Origin of the sequence: Rhodoferax sp. (genome assembly GCF_030653815.1) — a bacterium.
In the GTDB taxonomy this organism is placed as follows: Bacteria; Pseudomonadota; Gammaproteobacteria; order Burkholderiales; family Burkholderiaceae_C; genus Rhodoferax.
Genome location: NZ_JAURYQ010000020.1, coordinates 1 through 25,990 on the forward strand (window position 1 = coordinate 1; position 25,990 = coordinate 25,990).

Sequence of the window (25,990 nt, forward strand, 5' to 3'; positions counted from 1 at the left end):
ACAGGGCGCCTTTGTCATCGAGGAATTGACCGAACTGGTCGAAGAAGCTGTGCTGCTGGAATTCGAGCGCATCACCGAGCGCGGCGGCGTGCTGGGTGCCATGGAAACTGGCTACCAGCGCGGCAAGATTCAGGACGAATCCATGCACTACGAGATGCTCAAGCACACCGGCGAGTTGCCCATCATCGGTGTCAACACCTTCCGCAACCCGCACGGCGACCCGGTCAATGACAAGCTGGAACTGGCGCGCAGTACGGAAGAAGAAAAGCAGAGCCAGCTAAAGCGGCTTGTCGACTTCCATGCGCGTCACGCCAAAGAAGCCCCCGCCATGCTGGCGCGTCTGAAGCAGGCCGTGATCGACAACCAGAATGTGTTCGAGGTGCTGATGCATGCCGTGCGCGTGTGCTCGCTGGGCCAGATCACCAACGCCTTGTTCGAGGTGGGTGGGCAGTACCGGCGCAATATGTAGATGTCTTGCGGGTCAGACCACTCGCGCAGCGACGTGCTCTGACCCCAACTAATCAAAGCAAAACGGCCCGAAAGGGCCGTTTTTGCAATGGAACCAATCAACCGCCCTTTTTGCAGCGCTTGCCGGGGTTCTTCTTGTTGTTGGTGGCCACGCCACGCTCGAGGCTGCGCATCTGGCCGTGCGGGGCGGTAAAACACACGCCCTTGGGGGCGACAGGACGGGGGCTTGCCTTGCGGTCAGCTTCGGTGCGGAATTCTTTGGCCATGAGTGGACTCCAGTGAGTGAATAAAAACGGCGATTATCCCGCACTTGGCGGCTAAAGCGCCCGCACCCTGACACTTTTGCCCTTGACCTTGCCTGCATTGAGTTTTTGCATGGCTTCTCTGGCAATGTCTCGCTGAACGGCGACAAAGGTGGTGAACTCGGTTACCACGATCTTGCCGATTTGTTCACGGCTAAAACCGGCGTCGGCCGTCAGGGCGCCCAGTACGTCGCCGGGGCGGATTTTTTCCTTGCGGCCGCCCAGAATTTGCAGCGTGACCATGGGCGGCAACAACGGGCCTTTGCCGGTAGGCGTGAGTTCGTCGAGCTTGTGCCAGGTGGACGGTTGTTTTTGGTATTGCTCGATCTTGCCCACGGCGCCCATTTCGTACATGGCCGCCAAACTGAATGCAAGGCCGGTTTCGCCAGCCCGCCCGGTGCGGCCAATGCGGTGCACATGCACCTCGGGGTCGGGCGTGATGTCGACATTGATCACTGCACTGAGTTCCTTGATGTCGATGCCGCGCGACGCCACGTCGGTGGCCACCAGAACGGACGCGCTGCGGTTGGCAAACTGCGCCAGCACCTGGTCACGCTCGCGCTGCTCAAGTTCGCCATACAGTGCCAGCGCGCTGAAGCCCTGCTGCTGCAGGGTGGTGACGAGGTCCTTGCATTGTTGCTTGGTGTTGCAGAACGCCAGCGTGCTGACCGGGCGAAAGTGGTTCAGCAGCTTGGCCACCACCTCAAAGCGGGTGGGCCGGGTGACCTCGTAGAAGCGCTGTTCGATCAGGCTTTTCTCGGTGCTGTCAGCCACCGTGATCTGCTCGGGTGAGCGCATGAACTGCTTCGCCAGTTTTTCGATGCCTTCCGGGTAGGTAGCGGAAAACAGCAGGGTCTGGCGCTCGGGCGGGCACTGTTTGGTGACAGTCACGATGTCGTCGAGAAACCCCATGTCGAGCATGCGGTCGGCCTCGTCGAGCACCAGCGTGGTCAGCGCGTCCAGCGCCAGGTAGCCGCGCGCCAAGTGGTCCATCACGCGCCCGGGCGTGCCGACCACAATGTGCGCGCCGTTCTCCAGTGACGCGCGCTGGCCGCGCAGCGCCACGCCGCCACACAGGGTCACCACCTTGATGTTGTCCAGGGCACGGGCGAGGCGGCGTATTTCCACCGCCACCTGGTCGGCCAGTTCGCGCGTGGGGCACAGCACCAGCGCCTGCACGGCAAAGCGGCGCGGGTTGAGACGCTCCAGCAGCGCCAGGCCAAAGGCGGCGGTCTTGCCGCTGCCGGTCTGGGCCTGGGCGATCAGGTCCCGTCCGGCCAGCGCAGTGGGCAGGCTGGCGGCCTGAATCGGGGTCATGGCCAGGTAGCCCAGTTGCTGCAGGTTGTCCAGCGTGGCGGGGTTGAGCGGCAGGGTGCTGAAAGCCAGGGAGATGGTGTTTGTCATGGCAGGATTATCGTTTTTACCCAAGTGTGCACAATGGACGCTGTGATTGGCCGAAAAGGAGAACCTGACATGTTGCAAAAACCAAAGTGCCGTTTCGGCACGTCCCTGCTGCTGGTGGCGCTGCTCTCGGCCTGTGGCAGCGCCATCGTGAACCCGGTCAGCGGCCAAGCCGAGCGCTCGGTGATGAGCGAGCAAATGGAGTTGACCGAGGGCGCCAAGGCACACCAAGAGGTGCTGCAGGAATACGGCGTGGTCAAGGACGCGCGGCTACAGGCCTATGTGAACAACCTGGGCCAGCGCCTGGCCAAACAGTCGCACCGCGAGCAATTGCCATGGCACTTTACTGTGCTCGACAGCCCTGAGATCAATGCTTTTGCGCTGCCCGGTGGTTATGTCTACGTGACGCGCGGCATCATGGCCTACCTGCAAAACGAGGCGGAACTGGCGGGTGTGATCGGCCATGAAATCGGCCATGTCACGGCCCGTCACGGCGCCCAGCGCGCCACCCGCCAGCAGGATGCCGGGCTGGGCGTGCTGGCGGCGAGCGTGCTGGGTGCCGTGCTGGAAAGCCGGGGCATGAGTGGCGCCGGACGGCTGGCCAGTGAGTTCTCGCAAACCGTGGCCTCGGGCTACATTGCCTCGTACAGCCGCGACCAGGAACTGCAGGCCGACACCCTGGGCGCCGAGTACCTGGCGCGCACCGCCTATGACCCGCGCAACATGGTCAACGTGATCAACTCGCTGAAAAGCCAGGAGCGTTTTGCCGCCGACCAGGCCCGTGCCGAGGGCCGTGCAGCCCCGGCGTCGGGCAGTTGGTTGTCGTCGCACCCGAGCAACGACCAGCGCCTGCAGCAAATCAGCCAGCAGGCCACGCAGCTCAAGGGTCAGTACGCCGATGATGGCCGCGCCCGCTACCTGCAGGCCATTGCCGGCATGGCCTATGGTGAAAGTGCCGACCAGGGCGTGACGCGCGGCCAGAATTTTTACCACGCCGACATGGGCATTGCCATCACCGCCCCCACGGGCTGGAAGATTCAGAACGAGGCCAGCCAGCTGGCGCTGGTCAATGCCGCCCGGGACGCCGCCTTGATGATCCAGGTGGCACCCCCGAAGGCAGGCAGCACCCATGACGAGGTGATCCGCAACTTGCTCAAGCCCAGCCAGGGCCGCACAGAGCGTCTGAACATCAACGGACTCCAGGCCACCCGCTTTGTTGGCAGCCGTACCACCAACCAGGGTCAGCAGTCGATCGATGCCACGCTGGTGACGGGCCCTCGAGGCACGGTGTTCGTGATGGTGCCCGCTGGCAAAAATGCCGCTGCGCTGCAGCAGGCCCGAGCGGGTTTGGCGCAGGCGCAGGGCAGTTTTCGCGCCATGACGGCGCCAGACCGCACCGCTGCCCGACCCTGGACCCTGCGCACCACGGCTTACCCTGCGGGTGGCTTTGCCCAGTTGGCCCAGCGCTCCCCGCTGCCCCAGGCCGAAGCGCAGTTGCGCTTGATCAACGGCTTCTACGGCGGCGGTGCGCCCAGGGTGGGACAGTTGGTGAAGGTGGTGGAATAAGGGCAGGCTCACGCAAAGTAAGCCGCCACAAAATCCTCAAACGGTTCTTGCGGCGCCGCGTCCAGCTGCCGTTGCGCCGCCAGTGACGCCTGCACACTGGTCTTGAACCGGGCCAGGGCGTCGGCGGACAGGGCGCTGGCCTGCAGGCTCTGGGTGTGGGTTTTTGACATCGCAAATGCAAAGTTGAAATAACCGCCGTGTTGCTTGATGGCCTCCAGCACCTGGGCTGAGGGCGTGCGTTCGGGCTCGTCAATGCGCAGGCGCAGGTCTTGCATCGCTGCCTGGTAGCTTTGGCCGCCATAGGCGGTGTCGAGCATGGCAGCAAACGGCGCCATGTCGTCAAACAACTCATGCGCCAGCGCGCGCAACGGTTGTTCGTGGTTGTGCACCAGCAGTTGCAGGCCGGGCTGGCGGCCACGCGTGACCACACGGCGTTTGTTTTCGTCGTTTTCGCTTTGCTCGCGGCTGGTGATGGGTGGGCTGGCGCGAAACAGGCACATCAGCATCAATACGTCGGCAAACAGGCTTTGCTCGGGCGCAATGCCAATGTCAATGAAGGGGTTCAGGTCGAACAGCCGCATTTCAAGGTACTGCACGCCCAGGGTGCGCAGCGCTTTGGCCGGGCGCTCGCCGTTGGGGGCGATGCGCTTGGGCCGCATCGGGGCATAAAACTCGGCCTCCAACTGCAGCAGGCTGTCGCTCAGCTGCTTCCAGTGTTCGCCTTCGCGCACGCCCAGCTCGGCGTAATACGGGTCGGGTGTGCGGATCGCTGCCTCCAGCCCATCGGTGTATTCGGCGAGCGAGTTGAAGTTGATGTTGAGTTTGTCTTGCGCGTGGTTCTGGTACCCCAGGTCGCTCATGCGCAGGCTGGTGGCATAGGCGCCGTGCAGGGTACCGGGCACGAGTTCGGTCAAATCGCTGGGGTGCCCCTGCAAAAACGACTGGCACAGCGCCGGGGAGGCACCGAACAGGTAGGGCACCAGCCAGCCATAACGCAAGAAATTGCGGATCAGGCCAAAACTGCGCTGGTCGATGAAGTCCTGCAAGTTGGGCGCGCCGCCGCAGCAGTCACGCAGGCTGAGCCAGAATTCCTGCGGCAGCGACCAGTTGTAGTGCGCCCCGGCAATGGTCTGCATGGCGCGGCCATAACGCAGCCCCAGGCCTTCGCGGTACACCATCTTGAAACGTGCCGCGTTGGTGGGGCCGTAGTCGGCAATCGCAATGTCGGCGTCTGGGCCGATGCGGCAGGGCATGGAGCCCGCCCAGAGAAACTCGCCTTCAAGTTGCTGGGCGCTGAAGCGGTGGATGTCTTTTAAAAACTCCATCGGAAAGCCAGGCGCGCTGGACGGCGGCGTGATGAACTCCAGCAGCGCCTCGGCGTAGTCGGTGGTGATCCAGGGGTGGGTCAGTTTGGAGCCCAGCGCGCCGGGGTGCGGCGTTTTGGCCAACTGGCCACTGCGGTCAATGCGCAGGCATTCGCGCTCAAAACCGCGCTGGATACCACGCAGCAGCAGGGCCTGGGCGCCTTCGGAAAACTGGCGGACTTCGTTGCAACAGGTAAATTTCAGCATGACTATGTTGTTATCGGATTCTTGGACGCAGAGTATGGCAGTTTTGCCAAATGCCCGGCCGCGCCCATGTCACCCGGTCGTGGAACAATGTGAACATGTCTTATTTGCCTGCTTTCATTGCGCCCATGCGCTTCACCGACCCGGCGGCTGCCTTGGCGCAGGCCCGGCTGATTTATGACAACAGCATTGCCCACCTGCGCCAGGCCATGCAGCGTTATGTGGCGGGTGAAGACCTGCCCGGCCACGTGCGCGCCTGTTACCCGTTTGTGCGGGTGCAGACCGACACCGTGACGCGCCAGACCTCCAGCGAGTCGGCGCGTCTGAGCTATGGTTTTGTGGCCGGCCCGGGCCGTTTCGAGACCACCCTGACCCGGCCTGACCTGTTCGCCAGCTACTACCTGGCGCAGTTCACCCTGCTGCTGGACAACCATGGCGTGGAACTGGAGGTGGGTACCAGCAACCAGCCGATTCCGGTGCATTTTTCCTTTGCCGAGGACGGCCATGTGGAAGGCAGCCTGAGCCAGCAGCGGCGCCAGCTGATGCGCGACGTGTTCGACCTGCCCGACCTGGCCGCCATGGACGACGGCATTGCCAACGGCACCCATGCGCCGCGCGCTGGCGAGCCACAACCCTTGTCACTGTTCACCGCGCCCCGGGTAGACTATTCATTGCAGCGCTTGCGCCATTACACCGGCACCGGCCCCGAGCATTTTCAGAACTTTGTGCTGTTCACCAACTACCAGTTCTACATTGACGAATTTGTCCGGCTTGGCCATGAGGCCATGCAGGACCCCGCCAGCGACTATGTCGCGTTTGTCGAGGCGGGCAATGTGGTGACTGAAAAAGTAGCCGTCATTGCGAGCGAAGCGCGGCAATCCATGCCACCACCGCCCAGGTTGCCGCAAATGCCCGCCTACCACCTGGTGCGCCCCGACGGCAGCGGCATCACCATGGTCAATATTGGCGTGGGCCCGGCCAATGCCAAGACCATCACCGACCACATTGCCGTTTTGCGTCCGCATGCCTGGATCATGCTGGGCCATTGCGCCGGCTTGCGCAGCAGCCAGCAGTTGGGCGATTACGTGCTGGCGCACGGCTATGTGCGCGAGGACCATGTGCTTGACGAGGAACTGCCGTTGTGGGTGCCCATCCCCGCGCTGGCCGAAATCCAGGTGGCGCTGGCGTCTGCCGTGTCGGAGGTGACCCGGCTCAAGGGGCCGGAGCTCAAACGCATCATGCGCACCGGCACCGTAGCCTCCACCGACAACCGCAACTGGGAACTGCTGCCCGACAACGGCCCGCAGCGCCGTTTCAGCCAGAGTCGCGCGGTGGCGCTCGACATGGAAAGTGCCACCATTGCCGCCAACGGCTTCCGGTTTCGCGTGCCCTACGGCACCCTGCTGTGTGTCAGCGACAAGCCGCTGCACGGCGAGATCAAGCTGCCCGGCATGGCCAACCACTTTTACCGTGAGCGCGTCGACCAGCACCTGCGCATCGGCATCCGCGCGCTGGAGTTGCTGCGCGAACAGGGCATTGACCAGCTCCACAGCCGCAAATTGCGCAGCTTTGCCGAGGTGGCGTTTCAGTAAAAAGTCAGCTTGCTGGCACCACGACAGGCGGCACCAGATTCAGACGCTTGGCGCGGCGTGCAAAGCGCCGGTCATCAAAGCTGATGAATTCGGCGCAATGGCTGCTGGCTGCCAGGTGGAGCGCATCGGCAAAGTCCAGCCCATCGCTGTGCCATGCCAGGGCATCGTTGATGCGCGACCATTCTTCGACGCTGACGTTGGGCAGGCCGAGCAAGTGCCTGATTACCCGGACAAAATCTTCAGCGTCAAAGCCGTAAAAGGCCCGCAACACCCATTCGAGCTCCAGCACCACCGTCAAAGGGACAAAGATCTGGGCTGACTCGCCCAGCAGGCGGCGTGCCGCCGGGCGCTGGCTGGCCGCTTCCGCGTCGGCGGGATCGTCGACATAAAAACGGGCCAGCACATTGGTGTCAAGGGCGATCATTGCCTGCCTCGCGCATGGCCTGCGCCACGTCAAAATCTGCCAGCTGGCGCTGGCCCGGTTTTTTGCACACCAGCATGCCAAAACCGTCGTCGACTTTGGAGGGTACCACCTGGCGCTTCATCTCGACGTGGATCACTTGCCCTTCCAGGCTGAAGTTCAGTTGACAGCCTGGGGCAATGCCAAGGCGGCGCCGGATTTGCACCGGTATCACCACCTGACCTTTTTCGGAAACGGTTACAGTTTGCATGTCGACTCCTATTTCTTACCTTGTAAGAGAACTTTAGCAGAAAGTCATTGAACCGTGTCCACCTTGCTGCACATTGAACGCCTGGACGCAGTGGTGCGCGCGTTGCAGGACAGTGGCGCGACCAGCGTGCTGGACTTGGGCTGCGGCCCCGGCGAACTGTTGCTGCGCCTGCGCGAACACCCGCAGTTTGAGCGCCTGCTGGGCATCGACATTGATGCCCGTGCGCTGGCCGATGCGCGCGCGGTACTGGGCCTGAACTGGCTGCAGCCCGACGCGCGGCTGGCGGTGCGGCTGGGCTCCTTTGAAGAAGTGGATGCCGAGCTGAAAGGCTTTGATGCCGCCGTGATGCTGGAGACCATTGAGCACATCACGCCGGGTCATCTGCCCAGGGTCGAGCGCGCCGTGTTTGCCGGCATGCGCCCGCAGTTGGTGTTGGTGACCACGCCGAATCAGGAATACAACGTGCTGCACGGCATGGCCGCCGGGCGAAAGCGCCATGTGGGCCACCACTTTGAGTGGACCCGGGCCCAGTTTCAGCATTGGGCCGGCGGTGTGGCGCAGCGCCATGGCTACAGTGTCAGTTTTTCCGATCTCGGCCCGCTCGACCCGGTGCGCGGCAGTTCAACACAGATGGCGAAATTTGAAACCTTGCGGGTCAGACCACTTTGCGAAGCAAACGTGCTCTGACCCCAACAAATTAGACAGCTTGCGGGTCAGACCCGAGTTTTCACCTTCGACGCCGCCAGCTTGGCATTGACACGCGCCTGCCCGATGTCCGCGTGCGCCGCCAGCACCACGCCCATGCGGCGTTTGACAAAACTCTCGGGCTTGCCGAACAGGCGGATGTCGGTGCCGGGCACGCGCAGGGCCTCATCAACACCGTCAAACACAATGCCCTCAGCGTCAATGCCGCCGTAAATCACCGCGCTGGCACCCGGGTTGCGCAGCGCGGTATTGACCGGCAGCCCCAAAATCGCCCGGGCGTGCAGCTCGAACTCGCTTTGCCATTGGGTGGTGAGCGTGACCAGGCCGGTGTCGTGCGGGCGCGGACTCACCTCACTGAACCACACCTGCTCGCCCTTGACGAACAGCTCGACACCGAAGAGCCCCAGGCCCGAGGCTTGGCCGTCCAGCTCGATGCCGAGGTCGTCGGTGACGGTCTTGGCAATCTGCTGAGCCTTCTGAAGCGCTGCCGGGTGCATTGGGTGCGGCTGCCAGCTTTCCACATAGTCGCCATTGACCTGGACGTGGCCGACGGGCTCGCAAAAATGGGTTTCGATCTGGCCGTCGGCACCCTTGGCGCGCACCGTGAGCAGGGTAATCTCATAGTCGAAGTCGATGAAGCCTTCCACAATCACGCGGCCGTGGCTGACGCGCCCCCCCGCCATGGCATGGTCCCAAGCGGTCTGCACATCGGCCGGGCCGTTGAGCTTGCTTTGTCCCTTGCCGCTGGAGCTCATCACCGGTTTGACGATGCAGGGGTAGCCAATGCCCGGCTTGCCCGCCACACCGTCGATGGCGGCTTGCAACTCGGCCAGCGAGTCGCAGAACTGGTAGGGGCTGGTCGGCAGGCCCAGGGTTTCGGCGGCGAGGCGGCGGATGCCCTCGCGGTCCATGGTCAGGCGCGCGGCGCGGGCGGTCGGGATCACGCGCACCACGCCGGTCGCTTCCAGCACTTCGAGCATGGGCGTGGCAATGGCTTCGATTTCGGGCACCACCAGGTCGGGTTTTTCCTCTTCGATCAGCGCCCGCAGCAGCGCCGGATCACTCATCACCACGGTGCGGGCGTGGTGCGCCACCTGCTGGCCCGGCGCGTTGTCATAACGGTCCACGGCAATCGTTTCCACGCCCAGGCGCTGCAGTGCGATGATGACTTCCTTGCCCAGTTCGCCGCTGCCGAGCAGCATGACGCGGGTGGCGTTGGGGGACAGGGGGGTGCCGATGGTGGTCATGGTGTTTGCGCGAATGGGCGTCCGTTGAGTATGGGAGGGATGATGCTTGATTTTATGAAACCAGCAACTGCCCATCGACCATCCGGACTTGGCGCTGGCAGCGCGCCGCCAGACCGGCGTCGTGGGTGACGATCAGGCAGGCCGATTGCCGTTCGCGGTTGATGCTCTGCAGCAATTCGAAAACCTCGTCGGCGCTGTGCGTGTCGAGGTTGCCGGTGGGCTCGTCGGCCAGGATCAGGCGCGGCGACAGGGACAGCGCGCGGGCAATGGCCACGCGCTGCTGCATGCCGCCCGAGAGTTGCGCCGGCCGCTTGTGCGCCGCGTCTTTGAGGCCGACCTGCGTCAGCAGCTGCATGGCGGTGTCGTGCGCCTGGGTGCTGGGCCAGCCGCTGTCGATGATGGCCGGCATCATCACGTTTTCCAGCGCGCTGAAACCCGGCAGCAGGTGGTGGAACTGAAAAATGAAACCGATGCTGCGCCCGCGTAAAGCGGTGATGGCCGCATCGCTCAGTTGCGCCGTGTCCTGGCCGTTGATGCGCAACTGGCCGCTGCTGGCGTGCTCGAGCAGGCCGATGATGTTGAGCAGCGTGCTTTTGCCCGAGCCCGACGGGCCGGTGAGGGCTGCAAACTCGCCCTCGGCAATGGCCAGGTCGATGCCGTGCAGCACTTCGGTAACCACCGGCGTGCCTTCGCCGTAGCTCTTGCGCACCTGGCGGAGTTCAACGATGTTGCCCATGGTGTTGCTGTGCTAGACCCGGATGGCCTGCACTGGGTCGAGCTTGGCGGCGCGCCGCGCCGGCAGGGCGGCAGCCAGCAGGCCCACGCCCAGCGCCAGCGCGCAGGCGCTGAGCACCACAGCCATATCCAGGTCCGGACTCACCAGCACGCTGCCGTCGGCATTACGCGTGATGCGTGAGAAAAAATTGAGCAAGCCCAGCGCCAGACCCGAGCCCAGCGCCGAGCCCAACAGTCCATAAAAACCGCCCTGCAGCAAAAACACCGCCATGATGCGCTGCGGGCTGGCGCCCATGGCGCGCAAGATGCCGATCTCCTTTTGTTTTTGCACCACCGACACCACCAGCACGCTGGCAATGCCCACCGCCACGATCACGGTGACAAAGGCGCGGATCAGGTTGTTGGAGATGCTCTGGCTGTTGAGCGCCGACAGCAGTTGCGCGTTGCTTTGCATCCAGCTCTCCACCTGCAAGCCGGTTTGCGCCTGCAGCGGCCGGGCGATGGCTTCGGCCGCAAACAAATCGGCCACGCGCAGGTCGATCTGGGTGATGCCGCCGGGCAGGTCGAGCAGCGTTTGTGCCACCTTGACGCTGATAAACACCCAGCGCCGGTTCAGATCGCGGTTGCCGATGTCAAAGATGCCGGCAATGCTGAACAAGTCATTGCGCCCGTCCATGGTCACCAGCCTGACCTTGTCGCCCACGGTCACGCCCAGGTCCTTGGCCAGCTCGACGCCGATCACGGCGTTGGCGCCGCTGACCTCGAAGCGGCCGGCCTTGAGGTATTTTTCCATCCGCACAATGCGCTGGTAGGCCTGGCTGTCGATGCCCATCATGGCAATGGGCTGGCTGGCGTCGGCGCGCGCCGCAAAGCCCGCGCCCGAGAGCGTGGGCGACACCGCCAGCACGCCGGGCGTTTGCGCGGCCAGTTGCGCCACGGCCGACCATTGGTCGATGGCGCGCAGGCGTTGCGCACGCGGCTGGATGATGGCGGCGGTCTGGTCCGCCGGCAGGGTGGTGCGGTTGACCGCCTGCGCCGCCTTGAGCACGATGTGGGCCTGGCTGCCCAGCGTTTTGTCGATGATGGAGGCTTGCAACTGGCTGATCAGCGTGGTCAGGAAAATGATCACCGCCACGCCGGCGGTGACCCCGGCCAGGATCAGCACGGTTTGCATGCGGCCCTCGCGCAGGTAGCGCAGGCTCACCATCAGGGCAAAGGGCAGGCGCAACATGCGGCGTGTTACTGGGTCAGTCCGGGAATGGGCTGGGCGTTGCCTTGCGCTTTGGCCTCGCTTTTGGGCCGCACCCGGTCCCCTGCGGCGGCGCTGGTGGTGGGCAGAATCACGGACTCGCCGTCGGCCAGGCCGGTGAGGATTTGCGTCGTGCCCACCCCCTGCAGGCCCAGTGTGACATCAAAGCGCACGGCCAGACCATCACGCGCGACCAGCACAAACGTTTTGCCGCTGGCATCACGGCGCAGCGCGTCGGTGGTCAGCCGCAGCGCATTGGGCACCTGCGCCGTGATGATTTCCACGCTCACGGTCATGTCGGGGCGCAAAAAGGCTGGCGGCTGGGGCACTTGCAATTTCAAGTCGACGGTACCGCGCTGCGCGTCGACCGCCGGGGCAATGGTGCTCAAGGTGGCGGCAAAAGGCTGGTCCGGGTAGGCGTCGGCGCTGGCGCGGGCCGCCTGGCCCAGACGGATGTATTTGAGGTTCTTTTCATCGACGCTGGTCTCGATGCGGGTCTCGGCGCCGCTGACCAGCGTCAGCAGCACGTGTCCGGGCTGGGCCGTGTCACCGGGGTCCGCCTGGCGGCTGATCACGGTCGCGGCGACCGGCGCGCGCAGGCTTAAATTGTCAAGCCGCGAGGCTGCCGCCGCTGCGCTGGCCAGCGCCTGCGCCAGCCGCGCCTGGGCGGCGGCGGCCTCAGCCCCGCCGGTCTGGTTGCCTTGCGCCTGGGCGTTGGCGGCCAGCACGGCGGCGCGCGCCGTTTGCGCCTGGCGCAGCGCGTCGTCCAGGCGCGCTTGCGAAATAAAACCCTGCTTGAGCAGGTCTTGCGCGCGGACCAGTTCCTGTTCGGCCTGCACGGCTGCGGCGCGGGCCTGGGCGAGTTGCTGCTCGCTCACCGGCAACTGCACCGAACTGAGCTGGCGCAAGCGGGCTTGCGCTTCCGCCACAGCGGCCTGGGCCGCTTTCACATTGGCACTGGCTTCGTCGTCACGCAGGCGCACCAGCACCTGGCCGGCCTGCACCGCGTCGCCTTCGCGCACCAGCATCTGCTCGATGCGCGCGGTGCTCTGGCTCATCACGTCGGTGCGCGCCACGCTGGCAATGCGCCCGCTGGTCACCACCGACTGCACCATCGGCCCTTGTGACACCCGCGCCAATTCCACGGCCAGGCCGCGCTGTGACCAGGCGTAGAAGCCCAAGCCCGCCACCAGCAGAGCTGCGATCCAGAAGAGGTACGTGCGCTTGAATGTCATGCGTTGATTGTGAGGCAAGGTGACTCAGCGACAATTCCCCCATGCCCGAATCCATCCTCTCTGTTCAAAACCTGGTCAAGCGTTATGGTGACGCGACTGTGGTCAGCGACCTCTCTTTTGCCATTGCACCGGGCGAATGCCTGGGTGTCATCGGCCCCAACGGCGCCGGCAAAACCACCACCATCCGCATGTGCCTGGGACTGACGGTGCCCGACGAAGGTACGGTGACTGCCTTTGGCCTGCCCATGCCGCGCGATGCGCTGGCCATCAAGGCGCAGTTGGGGGTGGTGAGCCAGCTGGACACGCTCGACCCCGACTTCAGTTGCGCCGAGAACCTGCTGGTGTACGGCCGTTATTTCGGCATGAAAGACGCGCAGATTCGCGAGCGCATCCCGTCGCTGCTCGAATTTGCCTCGCTATCAGCCAAGGCCCATGCCAAACCGGGCGAGTTGTCGGGCGGCATGAAGCGCCGCCTGAGCCTGGCGCGCGCCCTGGTCAATAACCCGCGCCTGCTGCTGCTCGACGAGCCCACCACCGGCCTGGACCCGCAGGCGCGCCACCTGATGTGGGAGCGCCTGCAATTGCTGCTGCAGCAAGGCAAGTCGATTTTGTTGACCACGCACTTCATGGACGAAGCCGAGCGCCTGTGTCACCGCTTGCTGGTGGTGGACCATGGCAAGAAAATCGCCGAAGGTGCGCCGCGTGATTTGATCCGGCAGTACCTGGAACCCGATGTGGTGGAGGTTTACGGCAGTGGTGCGCTGGCGTTGGCTGACTCGCCTCTGAAAGCCATGGCGGCGCGGGTCGAGGTCAGTGGCGAAACCGTGTTTTTCTATACCCAGGACGCCAAGCCGCTGCTGCAGGCGCTGGCGGCCTACCCGCAGTTGCGCACCTTGCACCGTCCGGCCAATCTGGAAGATTTGTTTTTGAAATTGACAGGCCGGCAAATCCGGGAAGACGCATGACAACTGCCATCAACCCATCGCCTTGGCGCGCACCGCAACTGTCCATGCGCTGGTGGCCGGTGTTTCGACGCAATTGGCTGGTCTGGAAAAAGCTGGCCATTCCCAGCCTGGTCGGCAACATTGCCGAGCCGCTGATGTGGCTGGTGGCCTTCGGCTACGGCATGGGCGCGCTGGTGGGCAAGGTCACGGTGGACGGCGTGCAGGTGCCCTATATCTTGTTTCTGGCCAGCGGCAGCATCTGCATGAGCGCCATGAATGCCGCCAGTTTCGAGGCGCTGTACTCGGCCTTTAGCCGGATGCACGTGCAAAAGACCTGGGACGGCATCATGAACGCGCCGGTCAACCTGGACGACATCGTGCTCGCCGAGATGCTGTGGGCGGCGTTCAAGGCGATTTTTACCGTGACGGCTATTCTGGGCGTGATGCTGGCGTTGGGCATCAGCTATTCACCGAAGTTGCTGGTGGCCTGGCCGGTCTTGCTGGGGGTGGGCATGACCTTCAGTTGTGTCGCGCTGATCTTCAACGCGCTGGCCAAGGGCTATGACTTTTTCACTTATTACTTCACGTTGTTCCTGACGCCCATGATGTTTTTGAGTGGCATCTTTTTCCCGCTGGAGCAGTTGCCGCCGGTGGTGCGAGCCATATCCAGCTGGCTGCCCCTGACCAACGCGGTCGACCTGGTGCGCCCACTGTTCATGGACCAGTGGCCCGCCGACTGGTTGCGTCCGGTAGTGGTACTGGCCACCTACGCGGGCGTGGGTTTCTGGGTGGCGCTGGCGCTCACGCGCAAGCGCTTTCGGGCATGAGCGAATTTGCTGAAAAAATCCAGGAGCCGCGCCTGTGGCGTGGCGACGGCTGGACCGCCCGGGTGATTAAAAACGAAGACGACGACGGTTGGGCCGTGGCCATGTTCAAGGACACCGAATCGGAGCCGGCGCTGGTCGGGCCCTGGACCATGGGGCGCGACAAAAAGAACCCCAAGCCGCTCGACGTCAATGCCTTCAACACGCTGGTCAAAACCGCCCGCGAGTTCGTGCGCCGCAGCGAGCAGCAACTGCATGCCTCGCTGCACCAGAACATCACCGTGAGTGCCGGCTCAAGCCGCGTCACCGTGTGTCTGGACATCGTGCCCGATGAAGACAACCCCTATGCCGTGCTGAGTGCCAGGGACGAGGGCGACGAATTGCTGGCCGAAGTACGCGTGGCGCCGTCCTTCAAGCTCAACCGCAGCAGCGCGGTGGCGTGGGCCGAGGGCGGCTTCGCCCGGCCGGGTGGCGCTGTTCACTTGTAGGAGGCCCGCCTCCGGGCCGATGGCTGTCCCTGAGTTCAAGCCGACAGCGGCTTGAGCAGTTCCGCCAGATCGCTTTCCGAAAACAGCGCTTGTTTGCGCCCGACGGCGCCGCTGTACATGCTCTCGGCCAACGCCGCCTTGCGGTCCTGCAGCGCCAGGATGCGTTCTTCGATGGTGCCTTGCGCCACCAGTTTCACCACCCACACGCTGTTGCTTTGGCCGATGCGGTGGGCACGGCCGGTGGCCTGGGCCTCCACCGCCGGGTTCCACCAGGGGTCGTAGTGAATCACGGTGTCGGCTTGCGGCAGGTTCAGACCCACGCCGCCGGCCTTCAGGCTGATCAAAAACAGCGGCACCTGGCCGCTGGTGAACTGGTCGATGAGCGCATCGCGCGCCTGGCTCTGACCGGTGAGCTTGACCCATCGGATGCCACGTTTTTTCAGCTCCGCTTCGATCAGCGTCAGCATGCTGGTGAACTGCGAAAACAGCAGAATGCGCCGTCCCTCAGCCAGCATTTCGGGCAGCATTTCCATCAGCTGCGCCAGCTTGGCCGAGGTCTTGACCTTTTTGGCCGCGTCGAGTTTGAGCAAATGCGGGTCGCAGCAGACCTGGCGCAGTTTCAGCAGCGCATCCAGAATGGTGATTTGCGACTTGGCCAGGCCCTTGACATCGAGCGCCTCGCGCACCGTCTTTTCCATGCCCAGGCGAATGGTTTCGTACAGGTCGGCCTGCTTGCCCGACAGCTCGACGCGCATCACGGTTTCCACCTTGGGCGGCAGCTCATGGGCGATCAGCGCCTTGGTGCGGCGCAGCATGAAGGGCGTGACGCGGGCGCGCAACTGGTGCAACGCCTCGGGGTCGCCTTGCTTTTCAATGGGGGCGCGAAACAGTTCGGCAAAACGTTTCTGACTGCCCAGAAAACCCGGCATCAGAAAGTGGAACAGGCTCCAGATTTCGCCCAGATGGTTTTCCATCGGCGTGCCCGACAGGCACAGTCGGTGATGGCTGTCGAGCCCGCTGGCCACCTGCGCGGCGTTGGTGCTGGCGTTCTTGATGTTTTGCGCTTCATCGAGCACCACCAGGTGCCACTGCGCCTCCAGCCAACGTTCGCGGTCGCGGTGCAGCAACGAGTAGGGCGCAATCACGATGTCGTGGTCCATCATGTTGCCGGCCAGCTCGTGGCGGTCCTTGCCGTGGATCACCAGGCTGCGCAGCCCGGGGCAAAAGCGCTCGGCCTCGCGTTGCCAGTTGCCCATCAGGCTCACCGGCGCAATGATCAGCGCCGGATGCGTCAGGCGGCCGGCGTCCTTTTCGATCTGGATGTGCACCAGCGTCTGCAGTGTTTTGCCCAGGCCCATGTCGTCGGCCAGAATGCCCGCCAGACCGTACTCGCGCAAGAACTGCAGCCAGTTCACGCCCTGCTGCTGGTAGGGGCGCAGCGAAGCGTTGACGCTTTTTGGAACGGGCGCTTCGGGCAATTCGGTGCGGCCTTGCAGGCGCTGCACCAACTCGCGCAGGTGTTGCGCGCCCTGCCAGACGGCGCCCTCACCCAGCGAGGCGGTGGTGCGCATGGCGTCCAGGCGCGACAGTTTCAGGCTCTCGCCGGCAAAGTCATGGTCGCGGTCACCCACCAGTTCCAGCAGCGCGCCCAGCCAGGGCCTGAGGTTGTCGGTGGGCAGGCGAATGAAGCCACCCGCGGGGGCGGGTAGGTAAACAAAGGGCGCAAGCTCGGGCAGTCCGGTGACGGCATCGCGCGGGCTGCCGGCCGCCATCTTGATGAGTTCAGGCAACAGCGGCAGGATGTTGTGGCGCTCGCCGTTGATCTCCATCCCCAGCGACAAATCAAACCAGGGTGAGGTGGCTTCATCATCGCCCTGGGGCTGCAGGCGCACGTCGAGTGCCTCACCGTGCTGGATCCAGCCCGTCAGCGCTGCGTCCAGCGTGATGTCAAAACCTGCCTGGCGCAACGTGGCGTAGTCGGTGTCGGCCCATTGCAGCCAGACCTGTTGGGAGGCGCGGCCAGCGATGCCGAACACGCCCTGGCCGGTGGCCGTGAGGCCCAGCTGCATCAGACTGGTGATGGCTTCGAGCTCGGCTGGCGGGTCGCGGTGCAGCAGCAGCCTGCCTTGGGCGTTGTCGATGAGCACGGTGGTGCCCTGGCCCACCCACCAGCCGCGATGGCCGGCGTACTCAAAGCGCAGCGTGGCTTGCATCAGGCCCTGGGTCGGCACGTCGGCCACAGCCGTCGGCGTCAGATGCAGGCAGGCTTTGGGCACGATGCCGGTCAGCGTTTGAAGTGGCTCCAGCACGGGTGGCAAGGGCACCGGCCCGAGCCGCTCGGCCAGCTCGACCTGGAGCTTTTTGAGGGCCGACGTTTTGAGCGGCGGGCTGCGCAGCAACACCGCCACCTGGCCCAGGCTCATGTCCTTGACGCGGGCCGGGCCGCACAGGCCGCGCTGACTGTCCAGATAGAGCGGCGGGTTGTTCAGGCACAGCTGGGCCATGGACTGGTCGAGCCTGGCGCGCAACACCCAGCTGCTGTCATCGGCCTGGGCTTGTTTGACCTCATGCCATTGCCAAAGCACATCCAGCGGCGCGCCCCATTGCGCGGGTGTGGCGGGTTGACCGTTTTTGTCACCGATGAAAAGACGCCCGGTGCTGGCGGCCAGCTCGAGCGCCTGCACGCCGTATTTGCCTTCCACCGTGACGCGTGACTTGGCGCCGTAGCTGTAAAAGTAAGCGCTGGCGGCGCTCGGCATGGTGTGCATCAGCTGCAGCACGTCGCGGTCGACCTCGGTGGCCAGGTCGTACACCGGCTGGCCGCTGGCGGGCATGGTCTTGATGGGCTTGGCCTTGGCCCAGGCACCGTTGACCTTGGGGTAGGACACCACCGCTTCGAGTGTCAGCAGCGGGTGTGGACCCTGCGGTGCAATGACATTGAGCAGGTACAAAAACACCTCGTGGCGCGGGTTGGCATCGTTGCGCCCGGCTGCCAAGGGAGCCCTGGCGCCACTGCGTTCGAGTTCGCCGAGCCAGCGGATCACCTGGTTCTCGGCTTCGAGCTGGGCGGCGGCCTGGCGCCGCGCCAGATCAGCCTGACGCTGCGCCGCCAGCTCCTGTTCGGTGAGCGGTTTGAAGCTGGGCGCGGACGCGCTGGCGCCCAGGATCTGCTGCCCCTTGTAAGCCGCCTTGATCATCAGTGCCACGCCGTGCTTGCACTGGTAACCGACCGGGCAGCTGCAGTCGCTGTCCCATTCCAGCACGCGGCCCTCGGGACTGCGCTTGACTTCGATGCTGACCTCGTAGGGCTGATGTACGCTGCCCTGCACCTCGCCCAGCAGCAACCATTCGTCTTCCAGCGGTTCGATGGACAGGCTCAGCACGCGCTGGTTGCGGTACAACTCCAGGCCACGCGTGTAAGTGGCGGCGTCGCAGCGCTGCACCAGCGAGGCCAGGTCCAGCCAGAGATTGGCGCTGTGCCAATGGGTTTGCATCAAGCCCTTGTATGGCCCATGGCGTGGCCGGCTTGCTGGTCCGCGTGGTAGCTGGAGCGCACCATGGCACCCACGGCGGCGTGCTTGAAGCCCATCTCATAGGCCTTGGTCTCGAACATCTTGAACACGTCGGGGTGCACGTAGCGCTTGACGGTCAGGTGGGATGTCGATGGCGCCAGGTACTGGCCGATGGTGAGCATGGTGATGCCGTGCTCGCGCATGTCGCGCATCACTTCCAGAATTTCCTCGTCGGTTTCACCCAGGCCGACCATCAGGCCGCTCTGGGTCGGCACGTCGGGGAACATCGCCTTGAATTTTTTCAACAGGTTCTGGCTGAACTGGTAGTCCGAGCCGGGGCGGGCTTCTTTGTACAGGCGCGGGATGGTTTCCAGATTGTGGTTCATCACATCCGGTGGCGCCGCCTTGAGAATGTCGAGGGCGCGGTCGTCACGACCACGAAAGTCGGGCACCAGCACCTCGATTTGCGTCTGTGGTGATTTGGCGCGGATGTGCTGGATGCAGGCCACAAAATGCCCGGCGCCGCCGTCGCGCAGGTCGTCGCGGTCGACACTGGTGATCACGACATACTTGAGCTTGAGCTGGGCAATGGTGTTGGCCAGATTCACTGGCTCATTGACATCGAGCGGGTCGGGGCGGCCGTGGCCGACGTCACAAAACGGGCAGCGCCGGGTGCACTTGTCGCCCATGATCATGAAGGTGGCCGTGCCCTTGCCAAAGCACTCGCCAATGTTGGGGCAACTGGCTTCCTCGCACACGGTGACCAGCTTGTTGGCGCGCAACACGTCCTTGATTTCATAAAAGCGGGTGGTGGGCGAGCCCGCCTTGACGCGGATCCACTCGGGCTTGCGCAAGATCTCGCCCTGCACCACCTTGACCGGGATGCGCGACAACTTGGCCGCCGATTTTTGCTTGGCCGTGGCGTCGTAGTTTTCTGCGCTTTGGGGTTCGCGCACCGTGTTGGATTCTTTGAGGGTGTTCATGGACTGCTTTGTAGGTTGTCACAGCATTCGCAATGACGGCGTCAGGGTTCGAGGTACACGGCAAGTTTCTGGCTGAATACCGCAGCCACGTCTTGCCAACTGACAAAGATGCCGATTGTAGAAAGGTCCACCGTTTGCAGCCCGGCGTAGCCGCAGGGGTTGATACGCGAGTAGGGTTCAAGGTCCATGGCCACGTTGAGCGCCACGCCGTGGTAGCTGCAGTTGCGGCTGACCTTGATGCCCAAAGCGGCGATCTTGCCGAGGCCGTGAAAGTTTGGGGCAGTTAAATTGGGGTCAGAGCCGTTCCGCTGCGCGGCCGGATCCGACCCCAATTTAACGGGCCGTTGCGGCAGCAGTGCATGCCCTGCCGGGTCGTCCAGCCGCACGTAAATGCCTGGCGCGCCCGCCACCCGGTGGCCGGTCACGCCGAAATGCAGCAGCGTGCGGATCACGGCCTCCTCGATGCGGTAGACGTATTCTTTGACGAAGTAGCCCGCGCGTTTCAGGTCCATCAGCGGGTAGGCCACCACCTGGCCGGGGCCGTGGTAGGTCACCTGGCCGCCGCGGTTGGTGGCCACCACGGGGATATCGCCGGGGTTGAAAATGTGTTCTTTTTTGCCCGCCAGGCCTTGCGTGTACACCGGTGCATGCTCGCACACCCACACCACATCGGGCGTGTCTTCAGTCCGGCCCGCGGTGAAGGTCTGCATGGCCGCGTAAGTGGGCTCGTAGTCGACCCGGCCTAAAAACTTCACCTCTATCGGCATGGCTAGAGCACCACCTTGACCATCGGGTGGGTCGACAGCGTGCGGTAGATTTCGTCAAGTTGTTCGCGGCTGGTGGCGTTGATCGTGATGGTCACGCCGATGTACTTGCCGCCCTTGCTTTCGCGCAACTCGATCGTGGCGGCATCGAACTGTGGGTCGAACTGCAGGGCGATGTGGCTGATGGCGTGCACCAGACCCTCAACCTTGAGGCCCATGACCTTGATCGGAAAGGCGCAGGGGTAGATGATCAGCGATGGCGGCTCTGGGCTCGGGCTGGGGACTGGCGTACTGGGTGGCGTATCGGACATGATGCAGCGTTGACTTAATTAAGGGTGGTTTCTACGTATAATGCGAGGCTATTCTGACCTCGACGAACTGTAAAGTAAGCGTAATTTAAATGGTGACAATACCACCTTCAAAGGCGCGAGACTCCGGGTTCGACAGTGAGCCAGAAGTTTTTGTGCCATTAACCCGCTTGCAGGCGCAAGCGCTGGCGCAGGCCAATCCGGTGGTTTCTCCCTGGTGGGTGGTGTTGGGGCAGGTGGTGCTCGGCGTGTTGCTGGTGCTGCTGGCCTGGTTGGTTTTCGGGGCAGTTGTTGCCAAGTCGGTGGCTTGTGGTGTGTTGGCGGTGGTGTTGCCTGCGGCTTTGTTTGCGCGCGGTCTGACCAGCCAGTTTGCCAGGGCCAATGCGGGCATGGCGGTGATGAGCTTCTTTGTGTGGGAAATGGTCAAGATTTTTGTGACGATTGGTTTGCTGTTTGCGGCCCATCGTCTGGTGAAGGATTTGAATTGGCCAGCCATGCTGGTTGGTCTCATCGTCACTCTGAAGGTGTATTGGTTGGCGCTGGCGTTCAAACGCAAGGCCAAACCAGTGCAAAACATTAACGCTTAACGGCAAAGTAACTGATCAAAGAGTAACTGATGGCTGCTGAAGAAAACGCTGTGCAACACGGTCCCACCGCAGGTGAGTACATTGGTCACCACCTGACGCACTTGCAAACGAGCAAGCAGACGAGTGTGATCGACTTTTCCGTCTTCAACATTGACTCGATCTTCTGGTCGGTCTTGCTGGGTGTGCTGGGTTTGTTTGTCATGTGGCGTGTCGCCAAAAGCGTGACATCCGGCGTGCCCGGTCGCATGCAGGCCGCCGTCGAAGTCTTGCTCGAAATGGTCGACACCCAGGCCAAGGGCATCATCCACAACGCCGAGTCGCGCAAATTTGTCGGCCCCTTGGCCCTGACCGTCTTTGTCTGGGTGTTCTTGCTCAACTCCATGGACTTCCTGCCGGTCGACCTGCTGCCCCTGGCATGGGAAATGATTTACGGTGCTGCCGGTGGCGACCCGCACCATGCCTACATGCGTGTGGTGCCCACGGCCGACTTGTCCACCACGCTGGCCATGTCCTCGTCCGTGTTGCTGATCTGCCTGTACTACAACATCAAGATCAAGGGTGCTGGCGGTTGGGTTCATGAGCTCGTCACCGCGCCTTTTGGCACCAGCAAGAACCCCTTGTTTGCCCTGATTCTGGGTGTGCTGAACTTCGGCATGCAAATGATTGAATTCACCGCCAAAACCGTGTCGCATGGCATGCGGCTGTTTGGCAACATGTATGCGGGTGAATTGGTGTTCATGTTGATCGCGCTCATGGGTGCGGTCGGTTTTGGTTCAGCCACGGGCATTGCCCTGTGGTTCGGGCATTTGGTGGCGGGGCTGGGTTGGGCGATCTTTCACATCCTGATTGTTGCTTTGCAGGCCTTTATTTTCATGATGTTGACCCTGGTGTACGTGGGTCAGGCGCATGAGCACCATTAACGGTTTGTCAGTCGGTTTCTTTCTTTCTTTTTTCTTTTCAACTTGAATCCATAGGAGCTTTTAAATGGAAAACGTGCTTGGTTTTGTGGCGCTGGCCGCTGGTTTGATCATTGGTCTGGGTGCTGTCGGTGCCTGTATCGGTATTGGCATCATGGGTAGCAAATACCTCGAAGCCGCCGCTCGTCAGCCTGAGTTGATGAACGAACTGCAAACCAAAATGTTCTTGCTGGCTGGTCTGATCGATGCTGCTTTCCTGATTGGTGTCGGTATCGCGATGATGTTTGCGTTTGCCAATCCGTTCGTTTTGAAGTAATTCTCTTCGCCTTTCATCCACTAGAAAGGGGTTGTTGTGAGTATTAACGCAACATTCTTCGCGCAACTTGTGGTGTTTTTCCTGTTGGTGGTCTTCACGATGAAATTCATCTGGCCACCCATTGCAAACGCACTGGACGAGCGCGCACAAAAAATAGCAGACGGCCTCGCTGCCGCTGACAAGGCCAAGGCCGAGCTCTCATCCGCCAACAAGCGGGTTGAAGCCGAACTGGCCCAGTCGCGCACCGAAACCGCGAGCCGCCTGGCAGATGCCGAGCGTCGTGCCCTGACCATCATCGAAGAGGCAAAAGCCAAAGCCGCTGACGAAGGCAACAAAATTGTTGCTGCCGCCAAGGCCGAAGCCGAGCAGCAGGCCGTCAAGGCACGCGAATCCCTGCGTGAGCAGGTCGCGGCCCTGGCCGTCAAGGGCGCCGAGCAGATTCTCCGCAAGGAAGTCAATGCCGGCGTGCACGCTGATTTGTTGTCTCGTCTGAAGACCGAGCTTTAAGAGAACGCCATGGCTGAACTCGCCACTATTGCCCGTCCTTACGCTGAGGCCTTGTTCAAGGCCAGCGCAGCCGACTCCAAAGCCGTGTTGACATGGCTTGACGAGCTGGCCTGCGTGGCACAGCAAGCCCAGTTGCAGCAGTTCGCTGACAGCCCCAAGGCCACGCCTGCCCAGGTGTACGAGGTCATTGCGGGTGTCATGAAGTCTGTGCTGGACAGCCATGCGCAAAACTTCATCCGCACCGTGATTGCCAACGACCGCCTGGCCTTTGTGCCCGAAGTCGCTGCGCAGTTCCGGGCACTGGTGAACGCCCAGAGCGGCTCCAGCGACGCCGTCATTTTCAGCGCTTTCCCCATTGAGGGAGCCGCGCTGGCCGAGGTGTCGCAAATGCTGGAAAAGCGTTTTGCACGTCAGCTCAATGTGTCTGTTGAGTTGCAGCCCGAGCTCATTGGTGGCATCAGGGTGGTCGTGGGTGACGAAGTTCTTGACACCTCTGTCAAGGCCCGTCTGGAACAAATGAAAATGGCTTTGACGGCTTGAGGCTTTGCCTCGGACCGTTGGCCCCACTAATGAAAGAAGGAAAGAGTCATGCAACTCAATCCCGCAGAAATTTCTGAACTGATCAAGAGCCGTATTGAAGGCTTGTCTGCCACTGCAGACATCCGCAACCAGGGCACAGTTGTTTCCGTCACCGACGGTATTTGCCGCATCCACGGTCTGTCTGACGTGATGCAGGGCGAAATGCTTGAATTCCCGGCTGACGCCGACGGCCAGCCCAGCTATGGCCTGGCGCTGAACCTCGAGCGCGACTCGGTCGGTTCCGTGATTTTGGGCTCCTATGAGCACATCTCCGAAGGCGACACGGTCAAATGCACCGGTCGTATTCTGGAAGTGCCGGTGGGCCCCGAGCTCAAAGGCCGCGTGGTCAATGCCCTGGGTCAGCCCATCGACGGCAAAGGCCCGATCAACGCCAAGATGACCGACGTGATCGAAAAAGTCGCTCCCGGCGTGATCGCCCGCGAATCGGTCAGCCAGCCCATGCAAACCGGTCTCAAGTCCATCGACTCCATGGTTCCCGTGGGCCGGGGTCAGCGCGAATTGATCATTGGTGACCGCCAGACCGGTAAAACGGCCGTGGCCATCGACGCCCTCATCAACCAGAAGGGTCAGAACATGACCTGCGTTTACGTTGCGATCGGCCAAAAGGCGTCCAGCGTGAAAAACGTGGTGCGCTCGCTGGAGCAAGCCGGCGCCATGGAGTACACCATTGTGGTGGCCGCCACGGCTTCCGAATCTGCTGCCATGCAATATGTCGCTGCCTACTCGGGCTGCTCCATGGGTGAGTACTTCCGCGACCGCGGCGAAGACGCGCTCATTGTCTATGACGACCTCTCCAAGCAGGCCGTGGCTTACCGTCAGGTGTCCTTGCTGTTGCGTCGCCCGCCAGGCCGCGAAGCCTACCCCGGCGACGTGTTCTACCTCCACAGCCGTCTGCTGGAGCGCGCCGCGCGTGTCAACGCCAAGTACGTCGAAGACTTCACCAAGGGTGCAGTCACAGGCAAGACCGGTTCTTTGACGGCTTTGCCCATCATTGAAACCCAGGCGGGTGACGTGTCGGCATTCGTGCCCACCAACGTGATTTCCATCACCGACGGCCAGATCTTCCTGGAGACCAGCCTGTTCAATGCCGGTATCCGCCCCGCCATCAACGCCGGTATCTCGGTGTCCCGCGTCGGTGGTGCCGCCCAGACCAAGCTCATCAAGAACCTGTCTGGCGGTATCCGTACCGACCTCGCCCAGTACCGTGAGCTGGCTGCCTTTGCGCAGTTTGCCTCCGACCTCGACGAAGCCACCCGCAAGCAGCTCGACCGCGGTGCCCGCGTGACCGAATTGCTCAAGCAGGCCCAGTACAGCCCGCTGCCGATCTCGCTGATGGGTGCCACGCTGTTTGCTGTCAACAAGGGTTACCTCGACGATATCGACGTCAACAAGGTGCTGGCCTTCGAGCACGGCCTGCATGGCTACCTCAAGGACAAAAACGCAGCCCTGCTGGCCAAGCTGGAAGCCGACCGCGCCATGGACAAGGACGCTGAGGCCGAGTTGAACACCGCCATCGCCGACTTCAAAAAGTCGTTTGCTTAAGGTCACCTCGTAACAGACAAGGAGACTGATATGGCAACTGGCAAGGAAATACGCGGCAAGATCAAAAACTTCGAAAGCACGAAGAAGATCACCAAAGCCATGGAGATGATTTCCGTCTCCAAAATGCGTAAAGCGCAGGAGCGCATGCGCGCTGCCCGGCCTTATTCCGACAAAGTGCGCAACATTGCGGCACACCTGGGTCAATCCAACCCGGAGTACGTGCATCCGTTCATGAAGCGCAACGATGCCAAAGTGGTGGGCATGATTGTGGTCACCACCGACAAGGGTCTGTGCGGCGGTCTCAACACCAACGTGTTGCGCGCCGTGACGCACAAACTGCGTGACGTGCAAAACGACGGCATGACCACGCAAGCGGTCGCCATTGGCAACAAGGGTCTGGGTTTTCTGAACCGCATTGGCGCCAAGGTGGTGGCACACGTGACCCAGCTGGGTGACCGTCCGCACCTGGACCGCCTCATCGGTCCGGTCAAAGTCCTGCTCGACGCCTACGCCAAGGGCGAAGTCAACGCGGTCTACCTGTCGTACACGCGCTTCATCAACACGATGAAGCAGGAAGTGGTGATGGAGCAACTGTTGCCCTTGTCGGCCGTTCAGATGCAGGCCGAAGCCCGTGCCAGCGAAGCCGCCACCGGCGACAAGCATGGCTGGGACTACATCTACGAGCCCGATGCGCAGACCGTCATTGACGAACTGCTGGTGCGTTACGTGGAAGCGTTGGTGTTCCAGGCTGTGGCCGAGAACATGGCCTCCGAGCACGCCGCGCGCATGGTTGCCATGAAGGCCGCCACCGACAACGCAGGCAACGTGATTGGCGAACTCAAGCTGGTCTACAACAAGACCCGCCAGGCCGCCATCACCAAAGAGTTGTCAGAAATCGTCTCCGGTGCAGCCGCCATCAGCGGATAAGCCTCAGTTAGCAGCAAGATTCAAATTTATTG

27 protein-coding genes are annotated in these 25,990 nt (G+C 62.6%); 14 read left to right on the forward strand and 13 right to left on the reverse strand.

Annotation, left to right across the window (positions count from 1 at the left end; translation table 11 throughout):
• On the forward strand, positions 1 to 469 hold a 469-nt coding region (locus tag Q7U49_RS07110), incomplete at its 5' end, for a methylmalonyl-CoA mutase family protein (protein WP_304763475.1).
• A 97-nt stretch (positions 470 to 566) separates the two neighbouring features.
• On the opposite strand, the gene Q7U49_RS07115 is transcribed toward Q7U49_RS07110, so the two are convergent.
• Together Q7U49_RS07115 and dbpA are read right to left on the reverse strand one after the other, a co-directional pair.
• Positions 567 to 734, reverse strand: coding sequence for a hypothetical protein (locus Q7U49_RS07115; RefSeq protein ID WP_296273337.1), 168 nt, complete (start codon positions 732 to 734; stop codon positions 567 to 569).
• A 51-nt stretch (positions 735 to 785) separates the two neighbouring features.
• Positions 786 to 2,174, reverse strand: coding sequence for an ATP-dependent RNA helicase DbpA (gene dbpA, locus Q7U49_RS07120; RefSeq protein WP_304763476.1), 1,389 nt, complete (start codon positions 2,172 to 2,174; stop codon positions 786 to 788).
• A gap of 69 nt (positions 2,175 to 2,243) precedes the next feature.
• On the opposite strand from dbpA, the gene Q7U49_RS07125 reads away from it, so the two are divergent.
• Positions 2,244 to 3,737, forward strand: coding sequence for a M48 family metalloprotease (locus Q7U49_RS07125; RefSeq protein ID WP_304763477.1), 1,494 nt, complete (start codon positions 2,244 to 2,246; stop codon positions 3,735 to 3,737).
• A gap of 8 nt (positions 3,738 to 3,745) precedes the next feature.
• On the opposite strand, the gene gshA is transcribed toward Q7U49_RS07125, so the two are convergent.
• Entirely contained in the window at positions 3,746 to 5,308 is a 1,563-nt protein-coding gene (gene gshA / locus Q7U49_RS07130) for a glutamate--cysteine ligase (RefSeq protein WP_304763478.1), read from the reverse strand.
• 95 nt (positions 5,309 to 5,403) lie between these two features.
• Here gshA and Q7U49_RS07135 point away from each other — a divergent pair, with 95 nt between their 5' ends.
• Positions 5,404 to 6,897: an AMP nucleosidase gene (locus Q7U49_RS07135; RefSeq protein WP_304763479.1), complete on the forward strand. Its 1,494-nt coding sequence runs from the start codon at positions 5,404 to 5,406 to the stop codon at positions 6,895 to 6,897.
• A gap of 4 nt (positions 6,898 to 6,901) precedes the next feature.
• Here Q7U49_RS07135 and Q7U49_RS07140 read toward each other — a convergent pair whose 3' ends face one another.
• Complete coding sequence (locus tag Q7U49_RS07140) at positions 6,902 to 7,321, reverse strand: type II toxin-antitoxin system VapC family toxin (protein ID WP_304763480.1); 420 nt, start codon at positions 7,319 to 7,321, stop codon at positions 6,902 to 6,904.
• Positions 7,308 to 7,568: an AbrB/MazE/SpoVT family DNA-binding domain-containing protein gene (locus tag Q7U49_RS07145; RefSeq protein ID WP_304763481.1), complete on the reverse strand. Its 261-nt coding sequence runs from the start codon at positions 7,566 to 7,568 to the stop codon at positions 7,308 to 7,310. The genes Q7U49_RS07140 and Q7U49_RS07145 overlap by 14 nt, the downstream gene beginning before the upstream one ends.
• Positions 7,569 to 7,622: 54 nt before the next feature.
• Here Q7U49_RS07145 and Q7U49_RS07150 point away from each other — a divergent pair, with 54 nt between their 5' ends.
• On the forward strand, positions 7,623 to 8,255 hold the full coding sequence (locus Q7U49_RS07150; RefSeq protein WP_304763482.1) for a methyltransferase domain-containing protein: 633 nt from the start codon (positions 7,623 to 7,625) through the stop codon (positions 8,253 to 8,255).
• Between the two features lie 26 nt (positions 8,256 to 8,281).
• On the opposite strand, the gene purT is transcribed toward Q7U49_RS07150, so the two are convergent.
• Genes purT through Q7U49_RS07170 form a run of 4 tightly spaced genes read right to left on the reverse strand, consistent with a single transcriptional unit; the run spans position 8,282 to position 12,739 of the window.
• Complete coding sequence (gene purT, locus Q7U49_RS07155; RefSeq protein WP_304763483.1) at positions 8,282 to 9,520, reverse strand: formate-dependent phosphoribosylglycinamide formyltransferase; 1,239 nt, start codon at positions 9,518 to 9,520, stop codon at positions 8,282 to 8,284.
• A 52-nt stretch (positions 9,521 to 9,572) separates the two neighbouring features.
• Positions 9,573 to 10,256 carry an ABC transporter ATP-binding protein gene (locus Q7U49_RS07160; protein ID WP_304763484.1) on the reverse strand — a complete coding sequence of 228 codons (684 nt, stop codon included), beginning with the start codon at positions 10,254 to 10,256 and terminating at the stop codon, positions 9,573 to 9,575.
• A 12-nt stretch (positions 10,257 to 10,268) separates the two neighbouring features.
• Entirely contained in the window at positions 10,269 to 11,486 is a 1,218-nt protein-coding gene (locus Q7U49_RS07165) for an FtsX-like permease family protein (protein WP_304763485.1), read from the reverse strand.
• An 8-nt stretch (positions 11,487 to 11,494) separates the two neighbouring features.
• Positions 11,495 to 12,739, reverse strand: a complete 1,245-nt coding sequence (locus Q7U49_RS07170; RefSeq protein ID WP_304763486.1) for an efflux RND transporter periplasmic adaptor subunit — start codon at positions 12,737 to 12,739, stop codon at positions 11,495 to 11,497.
• Positions 12,740 to 12,780: 41 nt separating this feature from the next.
• On the opposite strand from Q7U49_RS07170, the gene Q7U49_RS07175 reads away from it, so the two are divergent.
• Genes Q7U49_RS07175 through Q7U49_RS07185 form a run of 3 tightly spaced genes read left to right on the forward strand, consistent with a single transcriptional unit; the run spans position 12,781 to position 14,995 of the window.
• A complete protein-coding gene (locus Q7U49_RS07175) occupies positions 12,781 to 13,704 on the forward strand; it encodes an ATP-binding cassette domain-containing protein (RefSeq protein ID WP_304763487.1) in 924 nt (307 codons plus the stop codon).
• The gene (locus Q7U49_RS07180; RefSeq protein ID WP_304763488.1) at positions 13,701 to 14,510 is read left to right on the forward strand and encodes an ABC transporter permease; all 810 of its coding nucleotides are present in this window, start codon (positions 13,701 to 13,703) and stop codon (positions 14,508 to 14,510) included. Before Q7U49_RS07175 ends, Q7U49_RS07180 begins: the two co-directional genes overlap by 4 nt.
• Positions 14,507 to 14,995, forward strand: coding sequence for a hypothetical protein (locus tag Q7U49_RS07185; protein WP_304763489.1), 489 nt, complete (start codon positions 14,507 to 14,509; stop codon positions 14,993 to 14,995). The genes Q7U49_RS07180 and Q7U49_RS07185 overlap by 4 nt, the downstream gene beginning before the upstream one ends.
• A 35-nt stretch (positions 14,996 to 15,030) precedes the next feature.
• Here Q7U49_RS07185 and Q7U49_RS07190 read toward each other — a convergent pair whose 3' ends face one another.
• From Q7U49_RS07190 to Q7U49_RS07205, 4 genes are read right to left on the reverse strand one after another with little or no spacing between them, the layout of a single operon-like run.
• Positions 15,031 to 18,489: a DEAD/DEAH box helicase gene (locus Q7U49_RS07190; protein ID WP_304763490.1), complete on the reverse strand. Its 3,459-nt coding sequence runs from the start codon at positions 18,487 to 18,489 to the stop codon at positions 15,031 to 15,033.
• On the reverse strand, positions 18,489 to 19,490 hold the full coding sequence (gene lipA / locus Q7U49_RS07195) for a lipoyl synthase (RefSeq protein WP_304763491.1): 1,002 nt from the start codon (positions 19,488 to 19,490) through the stop codon (positions 18,489 to 18,491). Before lipA ends, Q7U49_RS07190 begins: the two co-directional genes overlap by 1 nt.
• A 41-nt stretch (positions 19,491 to 19,531) precedes the next feature.
• Entirely contained in the window at positions 19,532 to 20,257 is a 726-nt protein-coding gene (lipB, locus tag Q7U49_RS07200) for a lipoyl(octanoyl) transferase LipB (RefSeq protein ID WP_304763492.1), read from the reverse strand.
• A 2-nt stretch (positions 20,258 to 20,259) separates the two neighbouring features.
• Positions 20,260 to 20,565: a YbeD family protein gene (locus Q7U49_RS07205; protein WP_304763493.1), complete on the reverse strand. Its 306-nt coding sequence runs from the start codon at positions 20,563 to 20,565 to the stop codon at positions 20,260 to 20,262.
• Between the two features lie 152 nt (positions 20,566 to 20,717).
• Here Q7U49_RS07205 and Q7U49_RS07210 point away from each other — a divergent pair, with 152 nt between their 5' ends.
• The 7 genes from Q7U49_RS07210 (at position 20,718) to atpG (ending at position 25,958) form a co-directional block, all read left to right on the forward strand.
• Positions 20,718 to 21,149: an ATP synthase subunit I gene (locus Q7U49_RS07210; protein WP_304763494.1), complete on the forward strand. Its 432-nt coding sequence runs from the start codon at positions 20,718 to 20,720 to the stop codon at positions 21,147 to 21,149.
• Between the two features lie 29 nt (positions 21,150 to 21,178).
• A complete protein-coding gene (gene atpB, locus Q7U49_RS07215) occupies positions 21,179 to 22,069 on the forward strand; it encodes a F0F1 ATP synthase subunit A (RefSeq protein WP_304763495.1) in 891 nt (296 codons plus the stop codon).
• Positions 22,070 to 22,133: 64 nt separating this feature from the next.
• Complete coding sequence (atpE, locus tag Q7U49_RS07220) at positions 22,134 to 22,382, forward strand: F0F1 ATP synthase subunit C (protein ID WP_180128455.1); 249 nt, start codon at positions 22,134 to 22,136, stop codon at positions 22,380 to 22,382.
• Positions 22,383 to 22,418: 36 nt separating this feature from the next.
• The gene (locus tag Q7U49_RS07225; RefSeq protein ID WP_304763496.1) at positions 22,419 to 22,889 is read left to right on the forward strand and encodes a F0F1 ATP synthase subunit B; all 471 of its coding nucleotides are present in this window, start codon (positions 22,419 to 22,421) and stop codon (positions 22,887 to 22,889) included.
• A 9-nt stretch (positions 22,890 to 22,898) separates the two neighbouring features.
• Positions 22,899 to 23,429: a F0F1 ATP synthase subunit delta gene (locus Q7U49_RS07230; RefSeq protein WP_304763497.1), complete on the forward strand. Its 531-nt coding sequence runs from the start codon at positions 22,899 to 22,901 to the stop codon at positions 23,427 to 23,429.
• Between the two features lie 48 nt (positions 23,430 to 23,477).
• On the forward strand, positions 23,478 to 25,031 hold the full coding sequence (atpA, locus tag Q7U49_RS07235; protein WP_304763498.1) for a F0F1 ATP synthase subunit alpha: 1,554 nt from the start codon (positions 23,478 to 23,480) through the stop codon (positions 25,029 to 25,031).
• Between the two features lie 30 nt (positions 25,032 to 25,061).
• Positions 25,062 to 25,958 (forward strand): F0F1 ATP synthase subunit gamma, encoded by an 897-nt coding sequence (atpG, locus tag Q7U49_RS07240; RefSeq protein ID WP_304763499.1) that lies wholly within the window; start codon positions 25,062 to 25,064, stop codon positions 25,956 to 25,958.
• Positions 25,959 to 25,990 lie beyond the last annotated feature (32 nt).

Coding starts and splice junctions, on each gene's coding strand:
- Q7U49_RS07115 (WP_296273337.1), bottom strand. CDS start 734: ATGGCCAAAGAATTCCGCACCGAAGCTGACCGCAAGGCAAGCCCCCGT.
- dbpA (WP_304763476.1), bottom strand. CDS start 2,174: ATGACAAACACCATCTCCCTGGCTTTCAGCACCCTGCCGCTCAACCCC.
- Q7U49_RS07125 (WP_304763477.1), top strand. CDS start 2,244: ATGTTGCAAAAACCAAAGTGCCGTTTCGGCACGTCCCTGCTGCTGGTG.
- gshA (WP_304763478.1), bottom strand. CDS start 5,308: ATGCTGAAATTTACCTGTTGCAACGAAGTCCGCCAGTTTTCCGAAGGC.
- Q7U49_RS07135 (WP_304763479.1), top strand. CDS start 5,404: ATGTCTTATTTGCCTGCTTTCATTGCGCCCATGCGCTTCACCGACCCG.
- Q7U49_RS07140 (WP_304763480.1), bottom strand. CDS start 7,321: ATGATCGCCCTTGACACCAATGTGCTGGCCCGTTTTTATGTCGACGAT.
- Q7U49_RS07145 (WP_304763481.1), bottom strand. CDS start 7,568: ATGCAAACTGTAACCGTTTCCGAAAAAGGTCAGGTGGTGATACCGGTG.
- purT (WP_304763483.1), bottom strand. CDS start 9,520: ATGACCACCATCGGCACCCCCCTGTCCCCCAACGCCACCCGCGTCATG.
- Q7U49_RS07160 (WP_304763484.1), bottom strand. CDS start 10,256: ATGGGCAACATCGTTGAACTCCGCCAGGTGCGCAAGAGCTACGGCGAA.
- Q7U49_RS07165 (WP_304763485.1), bottom strand. CDS start 11,486: ATGTTGCGCCTGCCCTTTGCCCTGATGGTGAGCCTGCGCTACCTGCGC.
- Q7U49_RS07170 (WP_304763486.1), bottom strand. CDS start 12,739: ATGACATTCAAGCGCACGTACCTCTTCTGGATCGCAGCTCTGCTGGTG.
- Q7U49_RS07175 (WP_304763487.1), top strand. CDS start 12,781: ATGCCCGAATCCATCCTCTCTGTTCAAAACCTGGTCAAGCGTTATGGT.
- Q7U49_RS07180 (WP_304763488.1), top strand. CDS start 13,701: ATGACAACTGCCATCAACCCATCGCCTTGGCGCGCACCGCAACTGTCC.
- Q7U49_RS07185 (WP_304763489.1), top strand. CDS start 14,507: ATGAGCGAATTTGCTGAAAAAATCCAGGAGCCGCGCCTGTGGCGTGGC.
- Q7U49_RS07190 (WP_304763490.1), bottom strand. CDS start 18,489: ATGCAAACCCATTGGCACAGCGCCAATCTCTGGCTGGACCTGGCCTCG.
- lipA (WP_304763491.1), bottom strand. CDS start 19,490: ATGAACACCCTCAAAGAATCCAACACGGTGCGCGAACCCCAAAGCGCA.
- lipB (WP_304763492.1), bottom strand. CDS start 20,257: ATGCCGATAGAGGTGAAGTTTTTAGGCCGGGTCGACTACGAGCCCACT.
- Q7U49_RS07205 (WP_304763493.1), bottom strand. CDS start 20,565: ATGTCCGATACGCCACCCAGTACGCCAGTCCCCAGCCCGAGCCCAGAG.
- atpB (WP_304763495.1), top strand. CDS start 21,179: ATGGCTGCTGAAGAAAACGCTGTGCAACACGGTCCCACCGCAGGTGAG.
- atpE (WP_180128455.1), top strand. CDS start 22,134: ATGGAAAACGTGCTTGGTTTTGTGGCGCTGGCCGCTGGTTTGATCATT.
- Q7U49_RS07230 (WP_304763497.1), top strand. CDS start 22,899: ATGGCTGAACTCGCCACTATTGCCCGTCCTTACGCTGAGGCCTTGTTC.
- atpA (WP_304763498.1), top strand. CDS start 23,478: ATGCAACTCAATCCCGCAGAAATTTCTGAACTGATCAAGAGCCGTATT.
- atpG (WP_304763499.1), top strand. CDS start 25,062: ATGGCAACTGGCAAGGAAATACGCGGCAAGATCAAAAACTTCGAAAGC.